22 protein-coding genes are annotated in these 24,811 nt (G+C 64.6%); 5 read left to right on the forward strand and 17 right to left on the reverse strand.

Annotated elements, in window-relative coordinates:
- Positions 1 to 45 precede the first annotated feature (45 nt).
- The 5 genes from V7D81_RS12980 to V7D81_RS13000 all read right to left on the reverse strand — a co-directional run bounded on the left by V7D81_RS12980 (position 46) and on the right by V7D81_RS13000 (position 5,228).
- Complete coding sequence (locus tag V7D81_RS12980; protein WP_324316957.1) at positions 46 to 837, reverse strand: hypothetical protein; 792 nt, start codon at positions 835 to 837, stop codon at positions 46 to 48.
- 88 nt (positions 838 to 925) lie between these two features.
- On the reverse strand, positions 926 to 2,416 hold the full coding sequence (locus V7D81_RS12985; protein ID WP_324316958.1) for a DUF1254 domain-containing protein: 1,491 nt from the start codon (positions 2,414 to 2,416) through the stop codon (positions 926 to 928).
- 147 nt (positions 2,417 to 2,563) lie between these two features.
- Positions 2,564 to 2,938 (reverse strand): response regulator transcription factor, encoded by a 375-nt coding sequence (locus V7D81_RS12990; RefSeq protein WP_324316959.1) that lies wholly within the window; start codon positions 2,936 to 2,938, stop codon positions 2,564 to 2,566.
- 89 nt (positions 2,939 to 3,027) lie between these two features.
- Entirely contained in the window at positions 3,028 to 3,660 is a 633-nt protein-coding gene (locus V7D81_RS12995) for a response regulator transcription factor (RefSeq protein WP_324316960.1), read from the reverse strand.
- On the reverse strand, positions 3,660 to 5,228 hold the full coding sequence (locus V7D81_RS13000) for a sensor histidine kinase (RefSeq protein WP_324316961.1): 1,569 nt from the start codon (positions 5,226 to 5,228) through the stop codon (positions 3,660 to 3,662). The genes V7D81_RS12995 and V7D81_RS13000 overlap by 1 nt, the downstream gene beginning before the upstream one ends.
- 160 nt (positions 5,229 to 5,388) lie before the next feature.
- Between V7D81_RS13000 and V7D81_RS13005 the strand changes: the two genes are divergently transcribed.
- The 3 genes from V7D81_RS13005 to V7D81_RS13015 all read left to right on the forward strand — a co-directional run bounded on the left by V7D81_RS13005 (position 5,389) and on the right by V7D81_RS13015 (position 10,835).
- Entirely contained in the window at positions 5,389 to 6,981 is a 1,593-nt protein-coding gene (locus V7D81_RS13005) for an arylsulfatase (RefSeq protein WP_324316962.1), read from the forward strand.
- Positions 6,982 to 7,051: 70 nt separating this feature from the next.
- Positions 7,052 to 9,616, forward strand: a complete 2,565-nt coding sequence (locus tag V7D81_RS13010) for a fused MFS/spermidine synthase (protein ID WP_324316963.1) — start codon at positions 7,052 to 7,054, stop codon at positions 9,614 to 9,616.
- 121 nt (positions 9,617 to 9,737) lie between these two features.
- Positions 9,738 to 10,835 (forward strand): mechanosensitive ion channel family protein, encoded by a 1,098-nt coding sequence (locus tag V7D81_RS13015; RefSeq protein ID WP_324316964.1) that lies wholly within the window; start codon positions 9,738 to 9,740, stop codon positions 10,833 to 10,835.
- A gap of 11 nt (positions 10,836 to 10,846) precedes the next feature.
- Here the strand turns inward: V7D81_RS13015 and V7D81_RS13020 are convergent, their stop codons facing one another.
- On the reverse strand, positions 10,847 to 11,803 hold the full coding sequence (locus V7D81_RS13020) for a hypothetical protein (protein ID WP_324316965.1): 957 nt from the start codon (positions 11,801 to 11,803) through the stop codon (positions 10,847 to 10,849).
- A gap of 217 nt (positions 11,804 to 12,020) precedes the next feature.
- Here V7D81_RS13020 and V7D81_RS13025 point away from each other — a divergent pair, with 217 nt between their 5' ends.
- On the forward strand, positions 12,021 to 12,617 hold the full coding sequence (locus tag V7D81_RS13025) for a DUF4136 domain-containing protein (RefSeq protein ID WP_324316966.1): 597 nt from the start codon (positions 12,021 to 12,023) through the stop codon (positions 12,615 to 12,617).
- Positions 12,618 to 12,641: 24 nt separating this feature from the next.
- On the forward strand, positions 12,642 to 13,688 hold the full coding sequence (locus tag V7D81_RS13030; RefSeq protein ID WP_324316967.1) for a DUF481 domain-containing protein: 1,047 nt from the start codon (positions 12,642 to 12,644) through the stop codon (positions 13,686 to 13,688).
- A 1-nt stretch (position 13,689) separates the two neighbouring features.
- On the opposite strand, the gene V7D81_RS13035 is transcribed toward V7D81_RS13030, so the two are convergent.
- From V7D81_RS13035 to V7D81_RS13085, 11 genes are all read right to left on the reverse strand, one after another.
- A complete protein-coding gene (locus tag V7D81_RS13035) occupies positions 13,690 to 14,787 on the reverse strand; it encodes a hypothetical protein (RefSeq protein ID WP_324316968.1) in 1,098 nt (365 codons plus the stop codon).
- Positions 14,788 to 14,949: 162 nt separating this feature from the next.
- Positions 14,950 to 17,196 carry a patatin-like phospholipase family protein gene (locus V7D81_RS13040; RefSeq protein WP_324316969.1) on the reverse strand — a complete coding sequence of 749 codons (2,247 nt, stop codon included), beginning with the start codon at positions 17,194 to 17,196 and terminating at the stop codon, positions 14,950 to 14,952.
- Between the two features lie 30 nt (positions 17,197 to 17,226).
- Entirely contained in the window at positions 17,227 to 17,799 is a 573-nt protein-coding gene (locus V7D81_RS13045; protein ID WP_324316970.1) for a hypothetical protein, read from the reverse strand.
- A gap of 28 nt (positions 17,800 to 17,827) precedes the next feature.
- A complete protein-coding gene (gene cax / locus V7D81_RS13050; protein ID WP_324316971.1) occupies positions 17,828 to 18,907 on the reverse strand; it encodes a calcium/proton exchanger in 1,080 nt (359 codons plus the stop codon).
- Positions 18,904 to 19,977, reverse strand: a complete 1,074-nt coding sequence (gene ydiK / locus V7D81_RS13055) for an AI-2E family transporter YdiK (RefSeq protein WP_324316972.1) — start codon at positions 19,975 to 19,977, stop codon at positions 18,904 to 18,906. Before ydiK ends, cax begins: the two co-directional genes overlap by 4 nt.
- Positions 19,978 to 20,011: 34 nt before the next feature.
- On the reverse strand, positions 20,012 to 21,436 hold the full coding sequence (locus tag V7D81_RS13060) for a TolC family protein (RefSeq protein WP_324316973.1): 1,425 nt from the start codon (positions 21,434 to 21,436) through the stop codon (positions 20,012 to 20,014).
- A 10-nt stretch (positions 21,437 to 21,446) separates the two neighbouring features.
- Complete coding sequence (locus tag V7D81_RS13065; protein ID WP_324316974.1) at positions 21,447 to 22,628, reverse strand: HlyD family secretion protein; 1,182 nt, start codon at positions 22,626 to 22,628, stop codon at positions 21,447 to 21,449.
- Position 22,629: 1 nt separating this feature from the next.
- On the reverse strand, positions 22,630 to 23,163 hold the full coding sequence (locus tag V7D81_RS13070) for a DUF3302 domain-containing protein (protein WP_324316975.1): 534 nt from the start codon (positions 23,161 to 23,163) through the stop codon (positions 22,630 to 22,632).
- Positions 23,091 to 23,795 carry a VIT1/CCC1 transporter family protein gene (locus V7D81_RS13075; protein WP_324316976.1) on the reverse strand — a complete coding sequence of 235 codons (705 nt, stop codon included), beginning with the start codon at positions 23,793 to 23,795 and terminating at the stop codon, positions 23,091 to 23,093. The genes V7D81_RS13070 and V7D81_RS13075 overlap by 73 nt, the downstream gene beginning before the upstream one ends.
- Entirely contained in the window at positions 23,792 to 24,202 is a 411-nt protein-coding gene (locus tag V7D81_RS13080) for a hypothetical protein (RefSeq protein ID WP_324316977.1), read from the reverse strand. Before V7D81_RS13080 ends, V7D81_RS13075 begins: the two co-directional genes overlap by 4 nt.
- A 41-nt stretch (positions 24,203 to 24,243) precedes the next feature.
- Positions 24,244 to 24,811: hypothetical protein (locus V7D81_RS13085; RefSeq protein WP_324316978.1), on the reverse strand; the 568-nt coding region annotated here is incomplete at its 5' end.

Raw genomic sequence — 24,811 nt, forward strand, 5'->3', positions numbered from 1 at the left:
ATGATGGGTTCCTTCCGGGGCGGCATTGAACTGGCGTCGCGCAGATCACCCAATGGGAAACTGCAGATTCAATCCAAAAAATATCTGCAGCTTCGGCACGTCGCCATCGTGTGCGACCGTCCACTGCGGTTCGACGAAGGCGTTGTACGTCGTCGTGCCGCCTTTCCACACCTTGCCGATACCCGCGCCGACCGGAATGAAATACGTGTCCGCTTCGAGATCCCAGGTCAAGGTGGCGGAGCTGCGGAAGTACCAGGCCTTGGGCAGGTTGTAGATGAAGAAGGGCTGCGCCTGCAGGTTGTTCTGGTCGCGTCGGTCGTCATCGCCTGCGAATGAAGCCTGCCAGGTGACGAGTCCGCCGATGATTCCCCAGTGCTGCGGGGCCATGAACATGCCTGCGAGACCTGCCTGCCACTTGCCTGTACCGGTTTCATCGCGCCCGGCCGTGGGAATCGTGAGCTGCGGACCGAAACCCACTTCCATGCTGCCTGCCTTGAACAGGAATACATCGAACAGGTTGAGATCGCCGACATCGGTGTGACTGCCTGACGGCGGCAGATCGGGTGTCGTGACGATGGGCAGCGTAGCGCGCAGCAACTGCGGATGGCCGAACAGCTTGTGCGGCGTCGCGCCGCGCAGCAGGAACGCGTTCGAGTCGGCGTCGCCGAGGCCGTAGTAGCTGTCGGTCCAGGCGTCCTGAAGGTTGAGCGCCAGTGTCGGCGTGAGCGGATTGTTGGACTTGTTCATCTCCTCGGCGGATTGGGCCAGTGCAGTGCCGACGTTGCCGAACAGAACAGCGGCGCCGATGAAAGCGGCGATCGGTTGAACTTTGCTCATGTGTGGTCTCGTGTTCTTTCTGCTTGTGGGGCCGGCTTTAGCCGGCCTGAAAACAGTCAGGCTGAAGCCTGACCTACAGCAAGAAGGGTCACTTCAGTTCCTCGATGTCCTGCAACTGCCAGCTCTTCTCGAAATACACCTCGGTAGGGCTGTAGAAACGGAAGATCGGGAACCAGCCGCGCCCGGGCACTGTCTGGATCCAGTTGCCCTTGCCCTGCGGTTTCGTCGGGCCGAAGGTGATGTCGATCGAACCGTCCTTGTTGACGAGCGGCTTCGTGTAGCTGCTGACAGAGGGCAGCGGTTGTCCGTTCTGCAATTCCGAGCGGCTGAGCGAGTCGTAGACGACGACGGACCAGAACGCTTTCGCGGGAATGTCGGGCGCGACGTGCAGTCGGTACGTTTTCGCGCCGTCGAGATAGCTGCCCGTGCTGTCGCGGTACGTCCACAGGTATTGCGAACCCTGACCCACGTTCTTCGCCATCATGGCGGGTGAGTTGCCCGCAGCCATGTAGTAGACGTTGTTGCGCGCATCGACCTGCGGCACGCCCTCTTTCGCGAACGTGTAAGTCATGCCGTCGGGAACGCCCTGCCACTGACGGCCCGGGTAATAAAAGACCGCGGGTGGTTCATAGGTATTCGCGCGCGCCATCGCACCACCCACGCGTGCAGCCTGATCGAGTAACGCTCTCGTCTTCGCATCGGGATTGAAGGGCTTGCTTTTCTCGATGCCGATGGCCTGCATCTGGAAACGTTCTGACGGATCGAAGGAAGCGGCCGGTTCTTCGTTCACGAGCATCGACAGCAGTTCGAAGTAGCGGACGTTGTCCGGGAAGACGGTCTTGATCGACTGCTTCGAGCCGTTGAGAAACTCCATCGCTGGTGGCGAGGAGGCGAGCTTGAGCGGATAAATCTTCGTCTGCTTCATCAGCTTCACTGCCGTCGCCGTACCGGTCTTGTCCTGGAAGCCACGGACGGCGAACAGTGCGGAATAGGTGGGCGATTTCGAAACGAAGTAGCCGGACGGAACGTCACCCTGGTAGTCGGGCGGCAGCACGAGGAATTTACCGCCCGCACCCTTGTCCGGGCCGAGCGGACCGATGTCGGCGAGATAGCGCTGCAATCCATCCTGCAGGAAGCCGAGCATATGCGGCGGTGCCTCGACGACGGTGGGACCGTCCTTCTTCAGGTCGAGATGACCGATCGCATAGACCGTCTCGGTGTTGGCCGTGAGCAGCACGGTCTGCGCGTCCATGAGCTGTTCCCAGATCACCACCTGGTTGGACTTCGTCGCACCGAAGGCGTGCACACCCTCGCGGGTCGCGATCTGGCTCACCTTCATCATCTGTGTCAGGTACACATCGACGGCGCGGTTGAACTTGAGCTGGTCGAGCAGGCGCTGACCGGAGTCGCCTGAGGGATAGCCGTTCTCGAAGGTGAATTCGCCGTATGGCGTCTGCAGCGTTTCGTTGTTAAGCCAGCCGAAGCGCTGGGCGTCGCTGGTGGATTGTGTGTGGCCTGACGAGGCCACAGTGAGCAACGCGCTGAGGAACAGCAGTTTGAAACGGATATTGCAGCTCATGATTTCGGCTCTCCAATTGCGCGAGTTCTCCGGCCACAGATACCTGCGCCCTTGCCCTGGCGCGCGAAGAATGACCAGCAGGCGCCGCCAGCAGTATCCGTAGAACGGGAAATCTTCATGTACGGCTCCCCACGAATATCGATCGAGCTAGCCCGAACGCAGATCGCGGTCGACCTGGTCGAGCAGGCTCATGAGCTTGTCTTCAGAAAATGGTTTACCCAGAAACGCCAGCGCGCCGGAGCGCACGGCCTGTTCGCGCGCCTTCTCGCCGGGCGAGGCCGCCACGAAAATGATGGGCAACTGCTGTCCGTTCTCGCGCAGCCGCGTCTGCAGTTCGAATCCGTTCATGCCCGACATCTGTACGTCGGAGATCAGGCACGCGGTGTCGGCGACGCGGCCGGAGTCGAGAAATTCTTCGGCGCTGCCGAAGGCGGCCACGGTGTAGCCGATGGAATGGAGCAGGCTGGTGATGGCGCTCCGGAACGACGCATCGTCGTCCACGACACAGATGAGGCATGTCATGGCGCGGAAGCATCCGCGCGTCCGTGCGGAATCAGTATGGGACCATGGACCTAGCTCTGCCTCTTTCTGCTCTTGCTGTAGGTCAGGCTTCAGCCTGACAGGCTCAGGCCGGCTGAAGCCGGCCCCACAGGAAGAAGCTGCTGCGTGATGCGCACGAGTTCCGCCACCGACCGAACACCCATCTTGCGGGTGACCTGTCCACGATGAACCTTGACCGTCTTCTCCGCGATGCCGATCGCGGCAGCAATCTGCTTGTTCAGCATCCCGCGCACCACGAGTTCCATGACCTGTCGCTCGCGGCTGGTCAACGACTCATACCGGCTGCGCCAGATCGATGCAGCCTGTCGTTCCTGCAATCGCTGGCCATCGCGCTCGAGCGCCGTGCGGACGGCATCGAGGAACTCTTCTTCGTGCAGCGGCTTGGTGAGAAATTCCAGCGCACCGGCCTTCATGGCCCGCACCGAGACCGGAATGTCACTTCGGCCGCTGATGAAGACGATCGGAATCTGGATGTGTGCCGCCGCGAGTTCCGCCTGCAGATCCAGTCCGTTGAGATCCGGAAGCTGCACGTCGAGCACCAGACAGGTGGGCGCCTCCGGCAGTTCCTGCGCAAGGAATTCCTGGGCCGAGGAGAGCAGTCGCGGGTCGAAGCCGGCAGAACGCAACAGCCGGCCCAGTGCCTCGCACAGCGCTGCATCGTCATCGACGACATATACCCGCATCACATCACTCCCCGCAGCACGATCCGGAACTCCGATCCGTGCGGCAACGCCGGCGCGACCTCGAGTTGTCCGCCGTGTTCTTCGACGATGGAACGACAGATGGCGAGTCCCATGCCCATGCCTTTTTTCTTGGTGGTGAAGAAGGGATCGAAGATGCGCTCGGCGATGTCCAGGGGAATGCCGGGGCCATTGTCCGTGACGGCAATCCGCACACCGCGGGTTTCATGCTGACTGCAGGAAACGCGCAGCAGTGCCTCGCGGCCCGTCTCTGTCTGCATCGCATCGGCAGCGTTGCGGAAGAGGTTCAGCAGAACCTGCTTCAGTTGCCCCGGATCGCCCACGACCGCAAGTCCGGGAGATAGGTCGAGTTCGAGTGCAATGTGCGCGCCGCGCAGTTCATCGGCGACCAGCAGCAACGTCTCGCGCACGAGTTCGTCGACGACGATGGGAGATTCGCTTTGTTCGCGCCGGCTGAAGATCGCGCGGATCGAGCGGATGACTTCGGCGGCGCGATGTCCATCGGCGGAAATGGCTTCGAACGACTGCTTCGCCTCGGTCAGTTCCGGCGGCGTACGCGTGAGCCAGCGCCGCCCGGCATTCGCATTGGCCACCACTGCACCCAGCGGCTGGCGGATTTCGTGATCGATCGCGGCGCTCAAGGCTTCCATGGTGGCGAATCGGCCCTCGCGTTCATGACGCTCTTTGACTGCGGCCAGCGCGAGCTGGGCGTAGAGGCGGTTCGATTCCCAGAGCAGCATCAGCAATACATATATTCCGGCAAGAAGCCCGTACAGCCGCCCCGAAAACCACAACAGACTGTAGCGCGTGGAGGTAAACGTCACCATGACGAGTTCGATGAGCCAGGCCCACATCGACACCAGCAGCCACAGGTCGAGCACCGAACGACGCCGGCGCCAGACGAGCGTCATGGCTGTGCCGAGCAACGCGAATATCACGATGGCGACGATGCGCAGCCGCTCCGCGGACCACTGCACGGTGTCGGACATCATCGACGGCAGCCACGCATGTCCCGCAGTCGTGAACACCGTGAGCACGAGAACGAGCAGGGCGATGCCGACGGCGCCGATGAGGGCGGCGCGGCTCGCACGCGCCGGCGCCATGCCGGGATCGTCCGGGTCCTTCCACAGCGCGTAGCCGATCACCGCCAGCGGCAGGCCGAAGTGCCAGAAGTAGTACAGCCAGATCGTCGTGTTGAACCCTGCACCGAGCAGGCCCGTCGCGGAGAACACGCCGGGAAACGTCAGCAGGTGGGGAATCATGATGAGTCCCGTGAACAGGTAGCCGCTGGCGAGCGCCAGCAAGGCCCGCGAGCGCTGCACCGAGAACTGCGCGAACAGCAGCGACGCCGTGATCAGGTCGCCGAGGATCAGCGCCGTGTCGACGATCGGAATGAACGCCCTGGTCTCCGGCAACTGCAGGGAGGCGAATGGAATGGTTGCCAGCGACGCCGCGAGCAACACGAACGCCACGCCGATGCAGGCACGCATCTGACGCGGGCTCGGCGGCAGCCAGGAAAGCAGCGGCACCCGGTCCTGTGTGGAACGCATCGAAATCCTCCCCGTTCAGCGGCTCGATCATCTCACCACGGCGTTCCCATCTGGATTGCCCGAACTACGGACTGTCAGCAGGCAGCTGCCTCGCGACAATCCGCCCGCCGTAGGTGTGAAGCCGACGACCCTCCGAATCGAAATCCGGGAGAACACGCTGATGAGTCTCTTAACACGTTTCCTTGCGACGCTGGCGTTGGGCGCACTGGCGGCCGCTGCCCATGCCCAGAGCAGCAAGCCCAATATCCTGGTCATCTTCGGCGACGACGTCGGCCAGTCGAACATCAGCGCCTACACGCACGGGCTGGTCGGCTACAAGACGCCGAACATCGACCGCATCGCCAAGGAAGGCATGATGTTCACGGACTATTACGCCGAGAACAGCTGCACGGCAGGCCGGTCGACGTTCATCACGGGCCAGAGCGTCTTCCGCACGGGCCTGTCGAAGGTCGGCCTGCCCGGCGCGCCGGTGGGATTGCAGGATCGTGACGTCACGATCGCACAGGCATTGAAACCGCTGGGCTACGCCACGGCGCAATTTGGCAAGAATCATCTCGGCGATCAGGACCGGTTCCTGCCGACCAATCACGGCTTCGATGAGTTCTTCGGCAATCTCTATCACCTGAATGCCGAAGAGGAGCCGGAGCGTCCGTACTGGCCAAAGGACAATCCCGATTTCCTCAAGTTCTACAATCCGCGCGGCGTCATTCATTCCTTCGCCGACGGCAAGATCGAGGACACCGGTGCGCTGACCCGCAAGCGCATGGAAACGATCGACGACGAAACGACCGGCGCCGCCATCGCCTACATGCAGAAGCAGGCACAGGCGAACAAGCCCTTCTTCGTCTGGATGAACTTCACGCGCATGCATGTGTTCACGCACGTGCGTCCCGAATACCGCGGCAAGGCCGGTCTCGGCATGGGCCACGAATATGCGGATGGCATGTGGGAGATGGATCAGAACGTCGGCAAGATCCTCAAGGCCGTGGACGACGCAGGCATCGCGAACAACACCATCGTGGTGTTCACCACCGACAACGGCCCGAACTTCTTCTCCTGGCCCGACGCTGCCAATACGCCGTTCCGCAGCGAGAAGGATTCCAACTGGGAAGGCGCCTTCCGTGTACCCGCGATGGTGCGCTGGCCGGGCAGGATCAGACCCGGCGCCATCAGCAATGCGCTGTTCTCCGGACTCGACTGGTTCCCGACGCTGGTCGCTGCGGCTGGCGATACAGGCATCAAGGACAAGCTGGTCAAGGGCACCAGCCTCGGCGGCAAGAGCGCCAAGGTCCATCTCGATGGCTACAACCAGTTGCCGCTGCTGCTGGGCCAGACAGAAAAAAGCGCCCGCAATGAATTCTTCTATTTCGACGACGACGCCGACCTCGTGGCCATGCGCTACGACCAACTGCTGCCGGGCGCCACGACCCCGACAGCGTGGAAGATCGTGTTCTGCGAACAGCGCGCGCCGGGCGGACTGGAGATCTGGAAGGAGCCCTTCACCTGCCTGCGTGCGCCCAATGGCTACAACCTGCGAATGGATCCGTACGAGCGCGCCAGCGTCGGCCCCACCAACCTCTATCGTCAGATGGAGACGGAGAATCCGTACATCCTCATCGACGCGCAGCGCAGAGCCGCCGCCTTCCTGCAGACCTTCATCGACTATCCGCCCAGCCAGGTTCCGGCCAGCTTCACCATCGACCAGATCGAGGAGAACGTGAAGCGGCAGGTGATGGAGAAAATGGGGAAGTAGGGCGGCTCGCCGCCCTCGCCGCCCGCCGGTTCCCCGGGATCGGCGGGCGTTTTCGTTTATCTTTGCCCGAATGAAACGCAAGCACCGACCCACCGACCCGCCGCCTTCGACATCGCCTGCCGCCGCCGCGACGCTGCTTCCCTCGTCGCTCCTGTTTCTTTCCGGCGCAGCGGCGCTCATCTACCAGCTGCTGTGGATCAAGCAGCTTTCGCTGATCGTCGGCGTCGACGTCTATGCGATCACGATCGCGATCAGTGCCTTCTTTGCCGGACTCGCCGTCGGCGGCATCGTGTTCGGCCGCTGGGCCGATCGCCTGTCCCGTCCCTATCTGCTGTACGCGGCGCTCGAAGTCGCCGTCGCGATTCTCGGCATCGCGGCCACGCAGTCGCTGGCTCACTCCGCGGCCTTCTTTGCGAGAGCGGAAGGTTTCGTCGGACCGCTGGCCTGGCTCGTTCCATTTCTCCAGGTCGGCATACCAGCGACATTGATGGGCGGAACGGTGCCGGTGCTGGTTCGCGCAGCGACGCGCGACTCGCAACAGCTCGCACGCGTCGGCGGCAGGCTCTATGGTGCGAACACGGCAGGCGCCATCATCGGTGCGCTGCTGCCGGTGTTCCTGCTGATCCCGGCGTTCGGCGTGCGGGGAGCGGCGATGGTTGCGGCGGGGCTGAATCTGCTCGCGGCGGCCGGCGCTGGACTCGCGGCAAGGTGTGGGAGAGAGGAGAAGAAGGAGGGCGGTGTCTTTTCCCCTCCTCCGCGCAGCGGGGGAGGGCCAGGGAGGGGGCGACTCTTCGTCGAACGTACGCCGCCCGCCCGCCTCGCGCTTCTTCTCTATGCGATCTCCGGCGGTATCGCCCTCGGCTACGAAGTGATCTGGTCGCAGGTCGTCGTGCAATGGACGAGCACGCGCAGCTTCGCGTTCGCGATCACGCTCGCCACCTATCTGTTCGGCTGGGCCATCGGCAGTCGCGCCTATGCAAAGCGCGCGGCAACCACCGGCAATCCCTGGGGTGAATTCGGTCTGCTGATCGCGCTCGCCGGCGTCATCGCATTCCTTGCGGTGTTCTCGCTCGGCGCGTGGCTGCGGCCCCTCCAGACGGACAACGCCACGCTCGCGTTCCATCTCACGAACAGCGAAGCCTTGGCCATGACCATCCGCTTCGCCACCGCGACGCTCTGGATCGTGCTGGCGCCGACGATCCTGCTGGGCGCCGCGTTTCCGCTGGCGTTGCGCATCGTGGCCGGCGAAGACCGGGTCGGTGCGGACACCGGTTCCGTCATCGCCTGGAACACGGCGGGCGGAATCGCAGGCACCGTGCTCGCCGGCTTCGTGCTGGTGCCGCTGCTCGGCGTGGAACGCAGCCTGTCGGCGATGGCGATCGGCGGCTGCATTCTCGGTGTCGTCGCCGTGCTGCACGGATCGTCCGCGGGTGTCGTCGCGCGATGGGCCACCTTTGCCTGCGGCGTGATCGCCGTTGCCGGTGCGGTCGTCATGCGGCCGGATCATCTCGCGCGACAGCTGGCCGACTACCGTCGCGGCGAACTGGTGTTCTTCAAGTCGGGGGCGGGCGGGACGGTCGCAGTGATCGAGCAGCAGTCGGACAACCGCCGCCTGCGACGCCTGTATGTCGATGCCGTATCGAACTCCGGCGACTCGATGACCTCGCAGCGCTACATGCGCCTGCAATCGCTGCTGCCGCTGATCGTGCACAACGGCGAGCCGCGCTCCGCACTGGTGATCGGCATGGGCACCGGCATCACCGCCGGCGCGCTGCTCGACTATCCGCCGCTGGAGAAGCGCGTGGTGGCCGAACTGCTGCCCGAAGTGGTCGAAGCCTCGACGCTCTTCGACGGCAATCGACAGGTCGCGGGCGATCCGCGCACGCAGATCCGCCTGCGCGACGGCCGCCGCGAGCTGCTGCGCAGCGAGGAACGCTACGACCTGATCACGCTCGAACCGCCGCCGCCCTCCGCGGCCGGCATCGTGAATTTGTACTCCTCCGATTTCTATCGTCTCGCGGCGCAACGACTCAACGAACACGGCCTGCTGGCGCAATGGCTGCCGCTGCCGACGCAGGTGGAGACGGATACGCAATCGCTCATGCGCAGTTTCCTCGACGTGTTTCCGTACGCGACGCTGTGGACCACGGAACTGCACGAGATGCTGCTGATCGGTTCGCACGAACCGATCGGGCTCGATGCAGAAAGAATCGCAGCGCGCTTCTCGCAGCCGGAAGTGGCCGCGGCGCTGCAGGAGATCGGAGTGATGTCCGCTGCCGACCTGCTGGGCACCTGGGTCACGGGCCGCGAAGGCATGGAACGCTACGCGGGCGCGGCGCGGCCGGTCACGGACGACGATCCGCGGATCGAATACGGGCCGTGGGTGATGCCGGGCGAGATCGTCACGGTGCTGCCGCGATTGCTGGCGCTGCAGACCGAGCCGCCGCTCGTCAATGCCGCACCGGATCTGCCGGCGGAGATCGTCCGCAGTCGCGACCGCCTGCACCGCTTCTACATCGCCGGCCTGCACGCCTATCGCGGCGAGCGCGATCGCTGGGCGAGGGCGCTCGATTCGGTGATCACCGAAGATCCGCGCAACGCCTACTACCGGTGGATCGCGGGCGGCCGGCAATAGCAGCTCGATCCGCAGCGCCGGACTGCGTTGATATCCATGCAATTCACGGACTCGCGGGTTGAGCGATCCGCCCGAGGTGCGTATGGTCGGCTCGTCCCCGATTTTTTCTGGGTAGAGAACGATGATCGATCTGAACGAATTGTCCCGGATGCCGCTGTTCGACAACTCCCTGCTGCAGTGGCTGATCGCGACTGCCGTTGCAGTCGCCGTGTTCGCCGTGCTGATGACCGCGCGCCGCGTCATTCGCACCTATCACAAGCGACTCAAGGAAACGCCTAAGACGGAGATCCTGGAACTTCCGCTGGAAGTGCTCAGTCGCACGACGCTGCTTTTCTTCCTGGTCGTGGCGTTGTACTCGGGATTGAAGACGCTGACCGTCGGAGCGCGGGGCGCCAGCCTGATGGATTCGGTGATCACCATCGCCTCTTTCTGGCAGGCCGGCGTATGGGCCGTTGCGGCGGCGTCCGCGTACATCGACCGCAAACGCCGTGCGAGCATGACCGCCGATCGTGCCGCGGTCGGATCGCTGTCGATCATTGCGTTCATCATCAACGTCGTCATCTGGGCGCTGGTCGCGATGCTCACGCTCGAAAACCTGGGCGTCGACATCACGGCGCTGGTGGCCGGCCTCGGCATCGGCGGCATCGCGGTGGCTCTTGCCGTTCAGAACGTGCTCGGCGACCTGTTCGCATCGCTCTCGATCACGCTCGACCGGCCGTTCGTGGTCGGCGATTTCCTGATCGTCGACGACTTCCTGGGCTCGGTCGAATACATCGGCATCAAGAGCACGCGCCTGCGCAGCCTCAGCGGCGAGCAGATCATCATGGCCAACAGCGATCTGCTGGGCAGCCGCGTCCGCAACTACGGCCGCATGAACGAGCGGCGCGTCGTCTTCCCCACGCGCGTGACCTATGAAACGCCCGTGGAGCTGGTCGAGAAAGTACCGGCGCTGATCCGCCGGATCGTGGAAGAGCAGAACAACACCCGCTTCGACCGCTCGCATTTCCAGAAACACGCGCCGGGCTCGCTCGATTTCGAAACCGTCTACTACGTGCTTTCCGCCGACTACAACAAGTACATGGACGTGCAGCAGGCCATCAATCTCGCGCTGCACCGCGAGTTCGCGAAACTGGGCATCGAGTTCGCGTACCCGACGCAGAAGCTCTATGTCGCGGGTGTGGAATCCACGGAGCCGGATCGAACGCGGCGCGCTGCCTGACCAGAGGCTCGCTAACGGCCCGCTGGCGATCCCGGCCGCAGGTTGAGCGTCAGCAGTGCGTAGCCGGCATTGCTGAGTTTCGTTTCCGGCGCTTCCCAGTCGCTGCCGACGATCGACAGTCCGCGCAGTCCGGCGACGCCGGCTTCGAATCCCAGCCAGACGCTGGCGACGACGCGGCGTTCGACTGCGAACCCGACATTCCAGCTCGTCAGGTTCATGCGCGGCCGGCGTTCGTCGGGCTCGATCGACCACGACGCGCCGGACGGCGAGACGCCGAGACGGAACAGCGTATCCGGTGTCGGCGCGTAGGTGACCGAGGGCCAGGGCAGGATGGCGTTGAGCGTCCAGTGATCGTCGATGATGTAGGCTGCGCCGAGATAGGGCGTGTAGAAATCCTCGAGCGGCGAGACGTCGAAGTAGGCGCCGACGATCCAGGCGAACCGGGCATTGCGCACGTTGCGGCCGAAGACGCCGCCGAGCGTTTCCCAGTACCAGCTGTCCTGCGGCGTCTTGTGACCGAGCGGCGCCACGAAGGCCGCGATCTGCCAGTCCGGCGTGGCCTGCCGGACCCAGCCCACCGGCAGCGAGATGCTGAAGACGTCGAGTTCGTCGCGGGCCGATCCTTCGAGGTCGAAATGCGTCCAGGACAGCCATTCGCCGATGCCGATCGCATCGCGTTTTCCCAGGGGAATGGGCAGCAGCGCAGCCTGCGAAACGGACGTCTGACCATAGGTCACGGCCCCATCGCCGCCGTTGGACTGACGGAACCGCGATTCCGCGTAGTTCGTCGCGGTCAGCCAGGCGAGCGGCGGAAACGGCGCATTGCTCTGTGCGCGCACGAACTCGAAATCGCTCTCCGCGAATCGCCGTACCAGCGTGTCGACCAGTCCGTCGGCGGCGGCGGGCAGCGCCGGCATCAGCAGCAACAGGGCGGAAAGGAGTCCGGTCGTGCGCAGCGGCGAGGGCATGCCGAGCAGAGTGCCACACCCCGGGACAGGCCGCGGCATCCGTGCAAAGGGCGGGAATCATTGCCCGTTGCCGGGCCCGGACAGGGTCGCCCGGGTTCGCCTGGAGCGAGGATCATCACTTTATGCGTATAGCGTGGTCGCCCGTGAAGCGGCCATATTTCGGCAACCAATTTGCGGCATCGACCAACTCGAACGAGACAGACGGAGGATATTCACCATGCGTTTCATCAGAACCCTGGGCCCGGCGGCAGTCATTGCATCGATTGCCTGCCTGACCGCCTGCTCGTCGGGACCGACTATCCGCGCCGATGCGGACCCGACGGTGAATCTGTCGAGCTACAAGACTTTCGGCTTCTTCGAGAAGGTATCGACGGACAAGACTGCGTACACCACGCTGGTGAGCACGCGTCTCAAGGACGCGACCCGCCGCGAACTGGAAAAGCGTGGCTATCAGTACTCCGCGGCGAATCCGCAGCTGCTCGCGAACTTCGGCCTGAACATCCAGGACAAGCAGGAGATCCGCAGCACGCCGACCGCCGGCGTCGGTGTCGGCTATGGCTACTACGGCTATCGCACCGGCATGTACGGCGTGTGGGGCGGCTATCCGCAGGACATCGACACCATCAACTACAAGGAAGGCACGCTGACCATCGATCTGGTCGACTCCACGAAGAAGCAGCTCGTCTGGCAAGGCACGGCGCAGGGCCGGATCGACAAGAAGGCGATCGAGAATCCGGGGCCGGCGATCGATGCGGTCGTCGGAGAGATCTTCACCAAGTTCCCGGTGCCGGCGCCCGGCACGCCCGCGCAATAGGTATCGCATCGGCGGTTCGCGCGGATGCCGATCCGGCAAACAGCTTGCGTCTTCGCACTACTGACGTCGGCAGCGCTGCTGTCGACGCCGGTCGAGGCTCGCGAGAAGGTTGACGTCATCTACGTCAAGAACGGCGATCGCGTCACCGGCGAAATCATTTCGCTCGAATACGGCGAACTGAGCGTCAAGACCGATTCGCTGGGAACCCTGTCGATCGAGTGGCCGGACGTCACCTCGATCGAGAGCAGGCAGGGATTCATTCTCGAAGACCTTCACGGCGGTCGCTACTACGGAACGCTGGCGACCGACGTGTCGGCGAAAAGGCTGACCATCGCCGAGGAGGGCGGTGTGCCCGCGCAGCTCGCCCTGCTCGACGTCACCCGGATCTCGCCGGGCGAAGCCACGTTCCTGAGCCGGCTGCAGGGGTCGTTCTCGGTCGGCTTCGATTACACCAAATCGAGCGACATCACCACGATCTCCGGCGCGATGGATCTCTCCTATCGCGCGCCTGCGTTTGCCTGGGCGCTCAGTGCCGACGTCAACACCACGAAAGATCCGAATCAGGGCACGCTCGACCGCGACACGCTCAGCTACAGCTATCAGTGGCTGCGACCGAACCGGCGCTTCTGGGCCGGCCTGACTTCGCTCGAACGCAACGAGGAAACGGGCATCGAGGCGCGATGGACGCTGGGCGGCGGCCTGGGCATGTACTTCGTGCAGACGCCGCGCAGCGAACTGTCGGGCGTGATCGGCCTGGCCGCCACCAAGGAATGGGCGACCGGCGAGGAAACCAGCCAGGAAAGTCTCGAAGGATTGCTCGGCGGCACGTGGCGCATCTTCAAGTTCAACACGCCGAAGGTGAGTCTCAACGCCAGCCTGGTGGTGTATCCGAGCATCACCGAATCGGGCCGCTATCGCACCACCGGCAACCTGTCGCTGCGTCGTGAAATCGTGTCGGACTTCTATCTCGACCTGTCGCTGTATCAGTCGTACGACAGCCATCCGCCGGATGCGACGGCGGAGAAGGACGACTACGGCATCACGACCTCGCTGGGATATTCGTTCTACTGATTCAGAATCCCCAGCCGCTGCCCGTCTGCAGATAGAAGGCCCATTCCTCCGGGCCCTTCGCGACGTCGATCCCCACCTGCAAGCCGAGCGCGCGTGCGATCAGGTAACGCCCGCCGACTCCGCCGGCCCAGCGGGCCGATTCGTTGTCGAGTTCGCCGAAGGAATCCGCCGCACTGCCGACACCGGCAAACGCGACGGCAAACCAGCGTCCGTCGATGTCGTAGCGCGTCTCGACTTCCGTCGTGAGCACGGCATCGCCCTGGTAGCGTCCCTTCGGAATGCCGCGCTGATTGATCGATGGCAGGGCATAGAAGGGGACATCGCCCGACGTGAAGTTCGTATCCAGCCGCAGCGCCACGACCCACTTCGGATCCGGGTTCAGGAACCAGCGGTTCTTGCCGTCGACTTCGGTGTAGTCGAAGTCCTGCGTGAACGAACCCCAGTGTTCGCGTACGTACCATTCGGACTGCAGTCCGCGGCTCGGCGTGAAAATGTTGTCGCGGGTGTCGTACTGAACGACGACACCCGCGCCGAGGTTCTCCACCTTGCCGTTGAGCTGTTCGAAGATCGGCGGCGCATCGTCCTCGTCGAGTCCCGTATCGGCGTCGAGATAGATGAGCTGCGGGCCGATCCAGAAATCCGACTTGCCGAGCTTCCAGATCACCTGCTGGAACGTCGCCCAGCCCTTCATGTTGTAGCCGATGCCGTTCTCGCCGAGGCGCGGGAAATTCTCGCCGCCATAGAACGTGAGATTGATGTCCATCGCGCCGACGGCGCCGGTGTAACGCACCGTGTTGTTGCGCCAGATGCCCAGATGCCCGAGACCGCCGAGCCTGGTGCCGTTTTCGGTGGCCGCGCCCATGACGCCGGTGACGCTCGGCGGCGCGAACGATTGTTCGGCGCCGGGCACCGGCGGTTTGCGGTGAAAGAACGCCAGCGCGACACCGCCGCCGTAGCCGACGGCGGGCTCCGTGATGATCACGGGAACGGGCAGGAAGCCCTTGCGATCCAGCAACCAGGCGCTCGCATCCATACGCCCGTCCTGCGGGTCCTTGAACAGCTCGTGCCAGTCCGCGGCATTCGCCGCGGAACTGCTCATTGCAGCAATCAGCAGAACCGTTGAACTACGCCAGACCCGTCCAGACATGCCGACTCCTCGTTGCCTGAAGCGTCGGCGAGAAGCAGCGGCATGTCGATAAGTGTGAGGGGCAATGAAAGGCCGGGCAGGGCGACGGCCTGCATATATATGTATAGACCCCTCTTAGCGGAAAATGCCCCGTTCCAGGATCGTGCCGTGACCGAGCGGCCGTCCGACGCTGAGCCAGACGCTCCAGGAATCCATCGAGGTGCTCGCCACACCGAGCGTCAACGGACCGATCTGGGTTCTTCCGGTGAGGAAGAGCGATCCGCCGTACATCTCGCCGGTTTCGCCTTCGTCGATGCGGTCGTACATGGCGCCGCCCGTGAGGCCGAGGCCCGCGTACAGCGCGAGATTGCGGATCGGCATGACGTCTTTCACTTTCCAGAGATAGTTCGTGCTCAGGGTCCAGTAGCTGTCGCCGCGAAGTTCGCCCAGCTCGAAACCCGGAAAGCTGCCGGGGCCGCCGAGCGCGAAGGCGCGATCGGGCGGCAGATTGCCGGACAGGTCGGAGCCTCCTGCGAGCGTCACCCACAGGACATCGCGACGGAACGGGACCGCGACGCCGAGGCCCGCCTCGATGCGCTCCCACTCGCGTTCGCCGCCCATCGACTCGTCGCTCTGCAGGTACTCGATGGTCGCAGCGAGTCCGCGCGTCGGGCTGAATGCATTGTCGCGACTGTCGTAGACCGCCGAAACCTTCAGGCCGGCATCGATCGGCTCGCCCTCCGGCATGACCTGCGAGCCGATGTCGACATCGACGTTGCGGCGCGTGTACACGTAGCCGACGCGCCCCTGCGCGTAGGGGCCGATGTTGACGCCCAGGTCGAGCAGTCCGGTCGCATTCTGAAACTGGTAGCGCGCAACCCGTTCCTGGTCCCGGAAGATGTCTTCCAGCGAGCGGGAATAGAAGAGTTGCGGTTCGACGAAGAACCGGTGCGCGAGATCGAGCGGCTGGAAGAAGCTGGTGGAGAACAGGGACTCGCTGCCGATCTGCACCTGGTTGCGCCACTCGGCGCCGAGCTTGTTCAGCCAGGTGCGCGTGTGCCGGCCGTAGATCGAGAACATCAGGTCGCCTTCCGCGGAGGCGTAGGCGCCCATGTCCACTTTCAGATAGTTGGGACCCCAGTCCTTCTCGCGCGGCAGCCAGGTGAGGGTCGGCGCGTCGCGATCGCCGTCGAGCCGATAGCCGACCGTATCCAGATCCTGCAGGACCGCGAGCTGCTGCGCTTCATGACTGATGGAGGCGGCATCGACGGTATCGCCCGGCTTCAGCGCGCTGACTTCCGCCAGATACTCCGGATTGACGTGCTTCAGACCTTCGAAGCGTACGTCCGCGAGTTTCACCTCGAAGTGCTGCGACGCCGTGACCGCCGTGCGCCAGGCGAGATACTCCTGCTCGGGCAGCGCAAAGCGCGACAACGCCGCCGACATCTTCCGCGCCGCCGCTTCGCCGAGCGGCACGGTTTCCGGAACCCGCTCGAAATCCGCGGTGCCGATCGAACCCATCTCGACGTCGATGCGGATGTCGGAGTCGCGCAGGCTCTGCAGCTGCAGTTCCTCGTTGGCGATGATCATCACGTCCATGGTGCGGCTCAGGAGCTGGACGGCGCTGTGAAGCTTCTTCGGATCGGCCGCCGGTTCGACGAGATTGACGACGATCACCACGTCGCCGCACAGCTCGCGCGCGACGTCGATGGGAATGTTGCGGACGAGCCCGCCGTCGGACAGCACCATGCCATTCATCAGCACCGGCGCGAACGCACCGGGAATGGCCATGCTGGCGCGCATGGCCGTGGCCAGATCGCCTTCGCGCAGCACGATCATCCGGCTCGATACCATGTCGGTGGCGACGGCGCGATACGGAATGGGCAGCCGGTCGAAGTCGGTTTCCAGCCGCGCCTGGGCGACGTAGACGCGCAGCAGATCTTCGACGTTGTTCGTGTCGATCAGGCCGCCCGGCGCCTGCAGGCCTTCGCCGGTCAGGCCGAATTCGAAATCATTGCTGTAGGTCGCGCCGGCGCGCTTCTGCTCGATCGGCTCGAACTGGCGCCGGCCCTGCGAGCCGACGACTTTCTTCCAGTCGACATCGATCAGGAATTTCTCGATCTCGGCGGCGGGAATGCCCGAGGCATAGCCGCCGCCGATCAGCGCACCCATGCTGGTGCCGGCAATGCAATCGATCGGCACGCGCTGCTCTTCGAGCACCTTGAGCACGCCCACGTGCGCACCGCCCTTGGCGCCGCCGCCCGCGAGCACGAGCGCCACCCGCGGGCGCTCGTGTGCGGCAGTGCCTTGCGACGTCGCTGCGGTGCTGAAGCAGAGAGACGTCAGCAGGCCGGCAACGACGAGCATGGACGATCGCAGCATGTTCCACCTCGTGCCGATGCCTGCGTACGATCAAGGCGAGGGTTCGACACTGACCGCCAATGCCTGCGAGTAGGAGATGTCGACCTGATCTCCCTTCTTCAGACCGGCGATGAACTTCTGGGATTCAGGCTTCTTCACTGCGACGGTGTGGGTGATGCCGTCCTCGTTCCTGAACGTGACGGTATTCGCCGTGCGGTCGACCGATTCGATCACCACGGTCGAATTGACCGTGTTGCCGACGACGGCTCCCGGCCTCGTGCCTGCCGGTGCAGCAGCCGCAACGCCGGACTCCTTCACGTTGGTGGGCGCCGCCGCGCCTTTCTTGCGGATGTCGGCCGCGAGACTTTCGTAGTAGCGCACCACGACCTGGTCGCCTGCCTTGACCTGCGCGAGATTGCGCACCTCCGGGGCCACCTCCAGCGTCTCGGTCCGTCCGCTGGGGCCTTTCAGCGTGACCATGCGGGTCGCGGCATCGACCGACACGACCGTGGCCGTCAGGGTCTCGGCGTTCTTTACCTGCAGCGGCTCGGAGGCTGCTGCCAGGTTCGTCAGAGCGAGCGCTGACAATGCGGCGAATGTTGCAACGAGAATCGGGCGTTTCATTGGAAGCTCCTCTGGGGTGACGACGGAATCAGCCGGTCTCCGGCATGAAATAGAACATCATGGCGATGATCAGGTAGACGGTGATGAGCTGCGCGCCCTTGAACCAGTTCGACTGGCCGTCGCCGCAGACCACCGTGCCTATCAATGCGCCGAGAAAGAGAGAGCCGACTTCGGCGCGGCTGAACGACAGTTCGAGCGGCGCCGGTGCGATCAGGTAGCTCGCGAACACCAGCAGCGGCGCGACGAACAGCGCGATCTGGATCGAGCTGCCGAGCGCGATGCCGACGGACAGATCCACCTTGTTCTTCGCGCCCATGGCGATGGCGGAACCGCTTTCCGCCGCACCGCCGACGATCGCCAGGAACACGATGCCGATGAAGATCTGCGACATGCCCAGCGCCTGTCCCGTCCCTTCGGCGGCGCCGACGAGGACTTCGCTCATCCATGCTGCAAGCACCGATGCGCCGACGAGGCTGCCGATGGCGCGCGGCATGCTCCATACGGGACCTTCGTGATGACCATGCGAACCGCCCCCCTCGGCGCTGGCGAAAGTATGCGAGTGGGTCTTGAGCGAAAAGATCAGGTACAACACGTACGCGAACAGCAGCACGCCGGCGATGCCGAGGTTGAGCATCTGCTCCTGTCGCATCGTGCCTTCGGGTGCGAAGTAGCGGCTGAAAGCGCTCGGCACCGCGAGGCTCATCGCGGCGAGCAGCATCATGGTGCTGTAGATGCGCGTCGCCCGCGGGTTGAAGACCTGCTCCCTGTGGCGGATGCCGCCGACGAAGAAGGCGACGCCGAGCGCCAGCAGCAGGTTGGCGAGAATGGCGCCGATGATGGAGGCGCGCACCATGTCGAGGTATCCCGCCTTCAGCGCGACCAGGGCGATGATGAGTTCCGGCGCGTTGCCGAACGTGGCATTCAGCAGACCGCCGACGGCGTCGCCGGTGCGCATGGCGACCTGTTCGGTCGACCGCACGATCAGCGCGGCGATCGGCAGGATCGCAAGTGCCGCGGAAAAGAACACCACGGGATCGGCGACGTGGGCATGTTCCGCGGCGAGCGAGATCGGAATGAAGATCAGCAGCCAGTTGACCGAAGGTTTCATGAAGCACCGGTGGCTTGTGTCGTGTACTCGGCGATCCAGGCCTGCAGCAGCGTGTAGGTCGCGGCGAGGATGACGGGTCCGATGAACAGCCCGAGCACGCCGAAGGCGATCAGGCCGCCGATCACGCCGGCGATGATCAGCAGCATCGGCAGCTCGACGCCGCGACGGATGAGCATGGGCCGCAGGATGTTGTCGAGCGCGACGACCGGAATGCTCCAGATCAGCAGCGCCGTGCCCCAGCCCGACGAGCCGCTCCAGTAGAGCCACCCGATTGCCAGCAGCAACACCGGCAGCGGCCCCAGTTGCGCCACACCGCAGACGAAAATGACGGCTGTCAGCACGGCTGCATGCGGCACACCGCAGACCCAGAGTCCGAGCCCGGCCAGCAGCGACTGCACCAGCGCGGTCACGACCACGCCCAGCGCGACGCTGCGTACCGATTTGCCGGCAAGCTGGGCGGTCTCTTCGCCGCGTGTCCCGCCGAGCCGGCGGGCGAATGCGAGAACACCGCGCGCCGCCGTCTCTCCTTGTGCGTAGAGGATCGCGACCAGCACCACGGTCAGCAGGATGTGCAGGAGCAATGCGCCCAGGTCGCCGGTGATGGAAAGAATCCAGGCCGACGCGGAGCGCAGGAACGGCTGCAGCATCTCGATCAGAGCATCCGGCCCCACGGCGCTCACTGCCTGCCAGCGTTCGGCAATCCTCGCGCCGACGACGGGAATGCCCGCGACCCAGGCAGGCGGCGGCGAAATCCCCTCGGCGACGAAGTCGCGCACCACCGCCGGGGCGCGATGCGCCGCGTCGATGAGCGCCGAAGCGGTGAGCAGGATGGGCGTGATGAAGATCAGCAGCACCGCAACCGTAAGGACGATCACTGCCAGGGTGCGGCTGTCGCGAAACCGGCGCTGCAACCACGACAACAGCGGCCACGTGGCGACGACCAGGGTCGTCGCCCAGATGAGCGCGCCGACGAACGGCAGCAGCGTCCACAGGCTCCCCACGATCAGCGCGGCGATGACGAGGATCGTGAGAAAGATCCGCGTGATGTCGTGCGACGCATTCGTGTTCATGGATCCTGCCTTCCGGGTGCGGCGCCGATAGGCGTCATGGCCGTGCATCCGCCTGACGTTGCGGGACATCGAAACTGCCGCCGAGCGCAAGGTGCAGATTCACGCGTTGCGTCAGCGCCTCGGTGCGGACATCGAGCAGGGCGATCCTCGCGTTCTCGACGCTGATGCGCTGCTGTTCGACGGTGCGCCGGTCGATCCGGCCCACGTCGAAGCGTTCCTGGACCCGGTTCAGCGTCGTCGTCTGCTCGTCGAGCGACTGCGTCAGCAGCGACACGCGCTTCGCCAGCGTCGCGCCCGCGGCCAGCGCGTCTTCCACTTCGTTGAGTGCGCGCAGCGCAACGCCTGCGTAGGCGGCGAGCGCCTCCTTCTGTTCGAGCGTGCGGATCTCGACCCGCGCGTTGAGCGCGCCGCCCTGGTAGAGCGGGGCCAGCAGCCGCGCACCGAGACCGCCCGCGGGATTTTCGAAATCCTCCTTGAGCTGCAGGATCTCGCTGTCCCATGCGCCGAAGTTCAGGTTGAGGGAAAGCTGCGGCAGGCGCGCGGCCTTTGCCTCGCCGATGCGATTGAAGGCGGCGGCGACGCGCCGTTCTGCGGCGATCACATCGGGACGGCGTTCCAGCATCTGCAGCGGCAGGCCCGCAGGCATCGGTCCAGGCAGGGGCACGAGGTCCGCGCGTGTTGCGACGTCCGCGGCGGGGTAGCGGCCGATCAGCACTTCCAGTGCGCGCAGCGCCTGTCCACGCGCCAGTTCGAGCTGCTGCAGCGTGTCTTCGAGATCGCGCGCGCTGGCGCGGGCCTGTGCCGTTTCGGTTTCGGTGCCGACGCCGACGCGCTCGCGATCTTCGGCCAGCGACTCGAGCCGCTGGGCCGAGGCCGCCATCTCGCGAGCGATGGCGGCGCGTCGAGTCATGCGGATCGCACTGAACCACGCTTTCGCCGTGGCGGCCGCCAGCGACTGACGCGCGAACTCGAAGTCGGCCTGCGTCGATGCATGGGATTCGCGCGCCGCGTTGCGCGCATAGCGCACGCGTCCCCACAGGTCGAGTTCCCACGTGGCCGCGGCGACGATTCCCTGCAGTGCCGAACTCGTATCGCCGCCACCGCCGCCCTTCATGCCGCCGGTACCGGCAATCCCGACACTCGGCTTCAGGCCGGACTGCGCCACCACGAGATGTTGCGCCGCCTGTTCGACGCGCGCCGCGGCAATCCTCAGATCCGGGTTGTGGGCCAGCGCCTCCTGCACCAGCGCATCGAGCTGCGGATCGGCGAACGATGCGAGCCAGTTGTCCTGCACCTGCGCGGCGTCGGTCGCTGCAGCCTGCCATGCGCGACTCACATCGACGTCGCCCATGGCCTGCTGCCGGATTTCGTCGGGTGCGGGCGGCGGCGCGACCGCGCAGCCCGTCGCGAGCAGCACGATCGCTGCCAGCGGGGAGAGACGTAGCGGAAGGCGCGGCACGGCGAACGGCTCAGTGCAGTTTCAGGATCAGCCAGTCGAGCTTGGCGCCGACCCGGATGATGACCTTGCGGATGATGTGGATGGGCGCGCCGCTGTCGGTGTAGATCGCGCCGTTGCCGATCGCGCCCGAGGCCATGAACAGTTCCTTGTCGTGACGGTCCGCGAGCAGGCGCACGGCGAGACTGTGCGGCGGAATCGGCGCCACGCCGGACGCGGTGTTCATGCCGCCGATGGGCAGCTGGCCCTGGGCCGTCGCCCACATGATGGAGTCGACCTTGCACTTGATGATCCGGCCCGGATACATCTTGAGCGCGATCTCGGCTTCCTGGCCGGGCTTGATCTTGCGGACTTCGTTCTGGTGAAAGATGGCCATGATCCATTGCTCGTCCTCGACGAAGGTCATGGCCGGCGTCATCGGCAGCGGCACGGCCATCGCGCCCGGACGCAGCGCGAGCGAAACGACGGTGCCGTCCGCCGGCGCGCGATAGGTCGACTGGTCGAGCTGCCATTGCGCATCGGCGAGCTGCGACTGCGCCCGCGCGATCTGCGCCTTGACGTTCGCGATCTCGTCCTGTTCGCCGCTGACGGTTCTCGCCGCCAGCTTCTCGCGCACCTGCGCTTCCGTGGCCGCGGCGGCGGCGAGCTGCGCCTGCAGGTTCACGACGTCGTTCTGCGCCTGCTCGTAATCGAACTGGCTGCCCGCGCCGGTGCGCGCGAGTTCGCGCAGCTGGCCTTCGCGGGTCTGCGCCAGCTTGAGTTTCGAGGCGACCGATTCCTTGCTGGCGCGCGCATTGGCGAGCTGCTGGTTCAGGCCGCGCTGGTTGGCGTTCGCCGTGACGAGTTGCGCATCGAGCTGCGTCAGCTGCGCATTCAGCGCATTGACTTCCAGTTCGAATGGCGTGGGATCGATGCGGAACAGCACTTCACCCTTGCGGATGGGACGGTTCGGTTCGATCGGCACTTCCGTGACCAGCCCGTTCACGCGCGGATTGATCGAGACCACGTAGTTGACGACGCGCACGTCGGCGGAGGAGGGCGCGACGATGTTCAGCAACAGGATGAGCAGCGTGATGCCGATGATCGGCAGCGTGATCACGATCACCTGGCTCACCGTGTTCCACGGCAGCCATTGGTACTTGAAGAAGATCAGCCAGACGAAGAACGAGTAGATGCCGAGCAGGAGAATTTCCATGTCAGTTCTCCTTCGGGTCCGCAGCACGCATCACTTCAGGATCGGCCATTCCTTCCTCGGCAACGTAGACGGTGCCGTGCCCGTGCTCCTCCCGATCGGTGCCGTAGGCGAGCTTGTGGAAGACGGGCTTGGAATAGGCCCACAGCCATGCGAGCGGCCAGAGCAGGCCACCGAAGAACAGCGACAGCAGACAGAGCGTCTTGATGGCGCTCGCCTGCGGATGATGGCGTTTCTCCGCGATCTTCTCCGGCATGATGTGGACGATCCAGAACACCGCGATCGCCACGGCCGGCGCGATGAACAGCACGATCCACGCCAGCACGTTGGCGACGGCGTCCAGCGTGTCGCCGGTGAAGAGCGAAGCGTGCGCAGGAGCGGCGGCGAACAGCGCCGGGCCGAAGCCGATCGAAGCCGCGCGCCCACGAAAATTTTTCACGAGGAGGACCCCCATTGCGATGACCATCAGCCGCCGAGCGCAATGGCCGCCAGCACCAGCGCCGTCCCGCACACCAGCAGCACGGTTCCGACGATCCACGGCCGGCTCAGGGTGTAGCGCGCCCAGCTCGCGCCCACGACGAACAACAGCGCCAGCAGCACCAGGTTCGAGACGCGCAGCGCCACCTGGGCCTGGTCGATGAGCAGGAACGGAATCGCGGCGGGAATGCTGGTGATCACGACGAGCACGAAACTCACCATCGCGCCGAGCCAGTCCTCGCGCGTGATCTGCGTCAGTCGTTCGGGTCGCTGCGCGACGTTGTCGGCGATGCGCGCATACAGCACGTCGCGTTCGGCGGACGGCAGGATCTCGCCCAGCAACGGATCGAGTTCGCCGGCGACGAGCTCACGGGTTCGCGCATCGGTGGGATTCGCACGAATCGCACGGCCCAGCCGGCGCAGTCGCCCGCGATCGAAGAGCTGTCCCACCAGGTACAGCATGGCGTCGATGATGCCCCAGGCCACGTTGCAGCCGATGACGGCGATGAGAAGCTGCCGGGCGCCTTCGCGCCCCTCGTCCGCAACCAGCAGGCCGGCGCTCAGCGTGAACGTCAGGGTCATGATGAGCCCGAACAGGATTTCGGCCAGGCTCGTCGCCGGATCGAGATAGCGATGCATCAGCGATGCATCCGCGGGCATTTCGGGCTGCTCCTGCGGCATGACTGAACTCACTGGCTGCTCGCCTCGCCAAGCTTGCATTGACCGAAGATCACGTAGGCGCCTTCGCGATCCGCAATCGCCACGGTGAGCCGGCCGGTGGTGCGATTGACGGTCGCCGCCCAGACGAACTCGAGACTGGTGCCCTGGAGGATCAGCGATTTCGTGTTGTTGCTGACGTTCTGGATCGGCAGTTCGGCGGTGCGGTACGGCGTCTTGACCTGCATCTTCGCCACGTCGATGTACAGGTTGACGTCGCGGCCTTCTTCGGGCTTGAGACGTTTGCAGGTCTTCTCGGCCGGCGTGCAGTCGTGACCGTTCGCGGGTGCGCAGATCATGGGCTTGCTGCCGTCATAGTCCTCCGCGGCTCCCACGGCCATCGCCGCCAGCAATGCCAGAACGAAGAGAGATGGCTTTTTCATGTGCGTCTCCTGTCTCGGTGAAAGCAAAGGCTGCGCGTCGTTCAGAACGCGCCCGTGACGAACAGCAAGGGACCGCCGTATTCCAGCCGCAGCGTTCCGAGGAAGTTCGTCTTGTCCACGTCAAGCTTCGTCGTGAACTGGTTGTAGCCCACGCCGACGCCGAGGTTCTTCAGCGGAAACCAGTTGAAGCTCAGCTTGTAGTCCTGGAGGCTGCCGTCGTATTCGTCGAATTCGAGTGCGAAGAACTGCGCCTGGGCGTCGAAATAGAAATGATCGCTGAGCGCCCACACGCCGCGCAGCCCGATGACCGGCAGCGGTCCGTCGCCGTCGGCCTTGGCTTCGCGATCGATGCCGCCGAAGCCCACGTTGCTGGCCGCGGCAGCAGACAATCCGGCCTTCACGCTCAGGTTGTGCAGGCCGATCGTGCCGGCGAGTTCCAGGTTGTCGCGCTTCAGGAACGAATACTCGTAGGCCAGCTCCATGATCGTGACGTCGAAATCGACCCTGACATTGGCTTCGAACGGAAAGGTCTCGCCGCCGAACTCGATCTCCTTCTGGATGCTGCGTTCGGATGCGGAGCTGCTGTCGAAATAGAGAAAGCGCAGCTTG

Origin of the sequence: Povalibacter sp. (assembly GCF_036735925.1) — a bacterium.
Classification (GTDB): Bacteria; Pseudomonadota; Gammaproteobacteria; order Steroidobacterales; family Steroidobacteraceae; genus Steroidobacter.

What these genes read in the sequence shown, in the direction of transcription:
- V7D81_RS13045 (WP_324316970.1), bottom strand. Translation starts at nt 17,799, where the DNA reads ATGAAACGCCCGATTCTCGTTGCAACATTCGCCGCATTGTCAGCGCTC.
- V7D81_RS13030 (WP_324316967.1), top strand. Translation starts at nt 12,642, where the DNA reads ATGCCGATCCGGCAAACAGCTTGCGTCTTCGCACTACTGACGTCGGCA.
- cax (WP_324316971.1), bottom strand. Translation starts at nt 18,907, where the DNA reads ATGAAACCTTCGGTCAACTGGCTGCTGATCTTCATTCCGATCTCGCTC.
- V7D81_RS13010 (WP_324316963.1), top strand. Translation starts at nt 7,052, where the DNA reads ATGAAACGCAAGCACCGACCCACCGACCCGCCGCCTTCGACATCGCCT.
- V7D81_RS12990 (WP_324316959.1), bottom strand. Translation starts at nt 2,938, where the DNA reads ATGACATGCCTCATCTGTGTCGTGGACGACGATGCGTCGTTCCGGAGC.
- V7D81_RS13000 (WP_324316961.1), bottom strand. Translation starts at nt 5,228, where the DNA reads ATGCGTTCCACACAGGACCGGGTGCCGCTGCTTTCCTGGCTGCCGCCG.
- V7D81_RS13005 (WP_324316962.1), top strand. Translation starts at nt 5,389, where the DNA reads ATGAGTCTCTTAACACGTTTCCTTGCGACGCTGGCGTTGGGCGCACTG.
- ydiK (WP_324316972.1), bottom strand. Translation starts at nt 19,977, where the DNA reads ATGAACACGAATGCGTCGCACGACATCACGCGGATCTTTCTCACGATC.
- V7D81_RS12995 (WP_324316960.1), bottom strand. Translation starts at nt 3,660, where the DNA reads ATGCGGGTATATGTCGTCGATGACGATGCAGCGCTGTGCGAGGCACTG.
- V7D81_RS13080 (WP_324316977.1), bottom strand. Translation starts at nt 24,202, where the DNA reads ATGAAAAAGCCATCTCTCTTCGTTCTGGCATTGCTGGCGGCGATGGCC.
- V7D81_RS13065 (WP_324316974.1), bottom strand. Translation starts at nt 22,628, where the DNA reads ATGGAAATTCTCCTGCTCGGCATCTACTCGTTCTTCGTCTGGCTGATC.
- V7D81_RS13025 (WP_324316966.1), top strand. Translation starts at nt 12,021, where the DNA reads ATGCGTTTCATCAGAACCCTGGGCCCGGCGGCAGTCATTGCATCGATT.
- V7D81_RS12980 (WP_324316957.1), bottom strand. Translation starts at nt 837, where the DNA reads ATGAGCAAAGTTCAACCGATCGCCGCTTTCATCGGCGCCGCTGTTCTG.
- V7D81_RS13040 (WP_324316969.1), bottom strand. Translation starts at nt 17,196, where the DNA reads ATGCTGCGATCGTCCATGCTCGTCGTTGCCGGCCTGCTGACGTCTCTC.
- V7D81_RS12985 (WP_324316958.1), bottom strand. Translation starts at nt 2,416, where the DNA reads ATGAGCTGCAATATCCGTTTCAAACTGCTGTTCCTCAGCGCGTTGCTC.
- V7D81_RS13035 (WP_324316968.1), bottom strand. Translation starts at nt 14,787, where the DNA reads ATGAGCAGTTCCGCGGCGAATGCCGCGGACTGGCACGAGCTGTTCAAG.
- V7D81_RS13020 (WP_324316965.1), bottom strand. Translation starts at nt 11,803, where the DNA reads ATGCCCTCGCCGCTGCGCACGACCGGACTCCTTTCCGCCCTGTTGCTG.
- V7D81_RS13015 (WP_324316964.1), top strand. Translation starts at nt 9,738, where the DNA reads ATGATCGATCTGAACGAATTGTCCCGGATGCCGCTGTTCGACAACTCC.